At 52.9% G+C, this 1,544-nt stretch carries 1 protein-coding gene; it reads right to left on the bottom strand.

The window, feature by feature from the left end:
* Positions 1-309: 309 nt before the first annotated feature.
* The gene (locus tag HNR77_RS29835; protein WP_184191736.1) at positions 310-1,428 is read right to left on the bottom strand and encodes an IS110 family RNA-guided transposase; all 1,119 of its coding nucleotides are present in this window, start codon (positions 1,426-1,428) and stop codon (positions 310-312) included.
* Positions 1,429-1,544: the final 116 nt, after the last annotated feature.

Raw genomic sequence — 1,544 nt, 5'->3', positions numbered from 1 at the left:
GAATCGTTGCTATGAACATTTTTGTCAAGCCCAGCACCATATGCTGCGATTTCTTCGAAGCCCTAAGCGCGGGGGTCCATATGCGAGCGACGGTTGGCACGCTGCTATCCGTGGGTTGGTTACCACATGTTATGCCTTCGTCAAGGAGAGCTTGGACAAGCTAGAAGCGCACGTCAAGCCGATACACAGCCTGGTGCAAACGATTCTCGTGGATTCTCTCCCGAACCTTTTCATGAACCCCCGGGCCTAAGGCTCCGGGTTTTACCCTTTTCCCCTTGTGACGATCGTCTCCAACGTATGCAAAACGACTTACTGTGCGTTCGGCTGTTCCACGGTTCGTGCAACCGCCCAGATAAAGCCCATCATTTCTCGTGCTACGGCGGCAATCGCCACATTGGGGTGCTTGTGTTTACCAAAAATCAGACGGCGGTACTTGGTATGAAGCCTGTTCTGCGCTTTCCATGAAATGAGCTGTACGTCCGCGGACACGCCCTCTAAGCGGAGAGCCAGGTCTCCTTTAATCGCAGGTCGGTGACGGTAGCTCCAGGACGATTCAATCAAGATCCGACGCAGACGACCGTTTCCCGTTTTGGTGAGACTGCCCCGTTTGGTGCTGGCTCCTGACGAATGCTCACGGGGAACCAGGCCCAAGTAGGCCATGAGCTTGGCCGGAGAAGAGAAACGAGCAAACGAACCGATTTCGGAAACCAGGGTAACCGCCGTCAGAAAACCAATGCCGCGAAGAGATTGCAGGATACGAATCATTTCCGCTTTGGGATGAGTGGCCGCTTCGTCAATTAACGCTTGGTCCAACCGACCGATCCGTTCCTCCACCTCACGTAACGTATGAAGATATTCGGTAAAAGCCGTTTGCATGGGGGGTTGTGGAAAAGTCACTTGGCTCAGCCACACCCTGTACTTTTTCGTCCAGGCCCGCTTGATGTGCTCCGGCCGGTGAATCTGGTGGCGCAGCAAAAACTTGAGAACACGCTGACGGGCCCGATGAGCATCCTCTTTCGCGGCTTCACGTGCACGAACCAATTCACGCAAAGCTTCATCCTCCCGAGCAGGCACATAAATCGGCGTGAGTTCACCCGCACGGAACAAACGCGCCAATTGTTCTGCGTCTCGGCGGTCGGTTTTCACCCGATCTCCAGCACGTTTGGGGATGAGAGAAGGCGCGATAACCACACAATGTGCGCCCATAGATTCAATCCAGCGGTGAGTTTCGTACCCTGTCGGGCCTGCCTCATAACAGAAGGACAGGGAGTTTGCTGGTCCGAGCTCTTTGATGAGTTTACGCAAAGCGGCAGGCGTATGGGCAATGGTTCCGTAGTAGCGAGGTTTGGCCTGGCCTTCGTCTGCAATGGCAACCGAAATTTTTTCTTTGGACACATCTAAACCGATGAATTTTGTGGTAAACTTCATAGTGATAGCTCTCCTTTGCTGTGTAGCTCTGAAATGGTGGTTTTGTCACTTTCCATTTTAACCTACGAGTGCAGCAATATGGAGGGCTATCCTTGGTTTATGTTCATCATAGCTAG

The organism is Paenibacillus sp. JGP012 (assembly GCF_014203995.1).
Lineage (GTDB): Bacteria > Bacillota > Bacilli > Paenibacillales > Paenibacillaceae > Paenibacillus > Paenibacillus silvae.
The sequence above is the reverse complement of the archived record's forward strand: the minus strand, read 5'-3'. Positions and strand labels throughout refer to the sequence as shown.

What these genes read in the sequence shown, in the direction of transcription:
- HNR77_RS29835 (WP_184191736.1), bottom strand. Translation starts at nt 1,428, where the DNA reads ATGAAGTTTACCACAAAATTCATCGGTTTAGATGTGTCCAAAGAAAAA.